The 3,629-nt window shown below is 45.3% G+C and carries 1 protein-coding gene; it reads right to left on the minus strand.

All coding sequences use genetic code 11. The annotated features are described in order from the left end of the window. Positions 1 to 3,273 (minus strand): sacsin N-terminal ATP-binding-like domain-containing protein (locus E1189_RS02675; RefSeq protein WP_155158515.1); only part of this gene is annotated, 3,273 nt, incomplete at its 3' end. Positions 3,274 to 3,629 lie beyond the last annotated feature (356 nt).

Raw genomic sequence — 3,629 nt, forward strand, 5'->3', positions numbered from 1 at the left:
TGAGAAGCAACCAGTATCAACATGCTCACACAGAGCTACAGCCTCTGGCCATTCGTCTTTTGCAAAAGAGATTACCCGAGAAGGGGATACTGCCTGACCATTTGCCAAAGTAAGCCAGCTCACATGCTTCAAACTATCAAGGGTTTCATCAGATAGTGAGCTTCCTGCATGACGAATACTCATAAGCTGATCAAGTATAAACAGCCCATGTTGCTGAGGTATTTCCTGCTTTAATGCGATTCTGATTAGTTTTTCATGGTCAATTTGACCAATAAAATTCAACTGTTGGTTTTTAACATCTTCGTGAGATGATTGCTTTATAGCAACAACATCAAGCCCTTCTGGTATCTCATCGGCTCCCTCTAAAACACAACGTCCATCTATTTTCTGATACTTACCGTCACTCGTTTCATGCAGAGGTAAGCTACACCACAAATCGCCATCTCTCACTTTGCAGAGAATGGCATTTCTATCGTCCTGAGTGAGTGCAAGAGGAGCATAATCAATCTCGACGAGTCTGCTCCCCCAAGTGCTTAGAACGGTTTCTGCTGAAACGTCATGAATCTTGAGCGCTTTCTTAATACGATCATTCAACTCCTCCGACAGTTCACTGGAAATAATGGTCCATTTAGGCTGATCATCCGCAGTCAACCACGCCCACAGCTTGATCCAAACAGCATCCTCATGAGCTGCATTTTTCCAAAGCTGTTTGGAGCCATTATCTTCACAGCAACCATGTAACAAATAGCGAAAGCCCTGACGAGACTCAAATTTTTCTAAATCTTCGCTAAGCAGCCTTTGTATCAGCGCTATTCTACGCTCTTCTATAGCCAAATCAGGGTGGCTTGCTAAAAAGCTCAAGGTAGAGTGCGGGTTACAGTCCGGCAGTTTTGTATCTGGAAACAATAGCTTTTTCGTATTATTTCCAAGGAAGTGAACATCACCAGCAATGGCATTCAGCAACTCACGGCCGATGCCGAAGGATGAATGGACATTTTTATGCCCTGTCATCAAGAAGAGTCTTCCGTTTTCACGAAGATCAACCAGCTCATTTCTCGATTTAAGTCGATCTTTCTTACGCCTTAGATCATATACAGGGAACAGTCGGAGATCCCCACACATGCTGTAGACGACTTTTCTGTTTGGAGTCTTCTCTAATATTTCACGTATGACACTGTCGGATTGTTCAACCCAATCATAACGGGTTTTGCGCTTATGCAGCCAATCATCTAGCGCTCTTAGTAACGTTGAAGCACAGCTCTCATCGAAGCTAGCGAGACCGGGAGCAACCCTGTTATCGAAATCGGCTGGAAGAAAAATATGGGATGTATTCTGTGCAGCGATCACATCCCACAATGGCTGACCACTCTTCTTGTCAATAGATATAGATAAACGCTTACTTTGAGGAATATATCCGACGAGATCAGAAAACAGTTTTCTGTGTTTTGCTAAGGACTCAAGTGGCACCTGAGTCAGAGCTGCTTTTACAATTTCACAAAGTAAAGCCTGCAGATGTAGCTGCGTTGGCAACCTGTCTTTGCCCCTAATATCAAACTCTTGCTTTATAAAGCTGAGTAGGTAACCGAGGCGAACCTGTGAGGTAAATACATCTTGGACATCCACTCGCAACAGCTGATCAAGCTCATCATGCATCCACACGGCATTCTCTGAGGAAACGATATGCCCCTTGCCAGATTCTGCGAAATATACATTCTCTGAATGAGCAGACAACCAGGGAAATGTTTCCCAAACTCGAGAATAATCATCGCGATTTTCCGGAGCCGGTAGCAGTCGTGTTCCCTGTGTACCCTCAATTAACTCCCACCCTTTCTTTGCAGGCAGCAGCCGGTAAAGCCAACCATATCGGGATGTTGCGCATTGCAGGTATTTGTTAGGAAACAAAGACTGTATGCCTAAACTAATAGCCTCTATTTCCTTATCCTTCTTCACACCAAGAGCCTCCAGCAAACCCTTCAGTGCAGGGAGAAGCTGGTTCAGCGTTCCTTTATTAGCAAGAGTGAGGTTCCAGGCACGCCTTAATAATTTTTCATCGTTCCCTACTGCAGAAAAGTCAGCATCTTCGCCGATATCATCATGCCCATGTATCCCCTTACGCCCTGCGTCTACAAAAAAGTAGCCATGCAGATATATGTGGTAGTCAAAGTTTCCATCTATCTCTACCTTTTGAAACTCCCGTGTTGCATCAAGTGGTAAAAACACAGCCCAGGATGCAGTGATAACAGCATTACCGATAGCCGGTGTTCTAGTAATCACAACGCTGGCATGCTGTTCCGCCTTATCGGGAACATCATCAACAGTTTCGCCATCCAGAGACGTTGGCCAGCCTCGCTCCTCATGTTTCAGCTCATTGAGACTCTCAAACGTCAGTAGTGTTTCAACACCGGCATAGCTCAATGTTGATGTCTGACCTGCGGAAGATATTTGGACATGTCCATCCCAGGATTGACTAGCCTTATCATTCTCAAATGCCTTCTCTCCGGTAAATTGACTTCTTGCCGCTCCCTTCTGTAACTCAACAAGAAAGCGCGAGACAAAGTCAGAGTTGTGCTCAATGACTAGTTCAACCCGTTCAAGACATTTCAGTAGAGGAAATATGTCAGCAACCTTATCCGTAAGGCTGGGTTCAAGCATAAACTCTGGAGGAACCGTCCCTTCAGAAGCCTCAAAGTTGGCAATAATTGATTGATTACCCCAGGCTTCCACCTGCTCTAAGGTCCTCAATGGCACCCAAACCACGAACCAATTTGGCTCTCCACGGTTGGTAAATTTATCGATAACAGGGTTTAAACGTGCCTCGATAGCCTGCCGGTCAGATTCAGGAAAGTTTTCCCAGTCAGGCCTTCTCTCGGCCCAAGGGTTAAAGACATCGGCCGCCCACTCATCCTGACGCCAGTTTGATGCGATAAAGAAAAATGCTTCACACATATGAAACAGACTCTTCATACCTAAACCAAACTTCCCTACTGACGCTTTGTCGCTGGCTTTTGATCCTCCGGCGATTGTCATGATCCCGTGAGCGTGCTCCAGTTGCAGAGGAGCATCATTGATAAAGAAAAGCCCCGGATCACGTAGGAGAGGGTTCTCAGCTCCTTCTATCCCTTGGCACCACCCCATAACCAAGCTACGTGCCTTAGCATCGTCAGAATTCTGAATAATTTCTTTCAGTACAGGAAAGCCATTATCGTAACGATCTCGAAGGTTAGAGCGGATCTGACCGATAATGCTTGCAGTGGTGACTCTAGCACCTGACATATTTATTAGGCCTGGATTAAGAAGTGAACGAAAAATGTCGCCTATTTTGCCAAGGCATTGGAAGGAATGGAAATGATCAAAAATCTGAAGGGGGAAAGGCCTTATACCGGAGCTGAACGACTGTCTTGAAATGAAGTAGTAAAGTTGAGCAAAAAATATCCTCCCTCTTTCCTATTGCTTATTCTGGCCAACTTGAACACCTTCCAAACTCCGTGCATTGCCCATCGTCATTACTAGACCAGGTGTTCATTTGCTGCCAGTTTTCCTAACTTCTTTCTTATGGGTTCGCCCTTGAGATTTAACCGTGAGCGTTGTACATCAACCGGTCCAGAATCGCATCAGACAAAGTCGCGTCA

Source organism: Parendozoicomonas verongulae (genome assembly GCF_009711465.1).
Taxonomy (GTDB): Bacteria; Pseudomonadota; Gammaproteobacteria; order Pseudomonadales; family Endozoicomonadaceae; genus Sansalvadorimonas; species Sansalvadorimonas verongulae.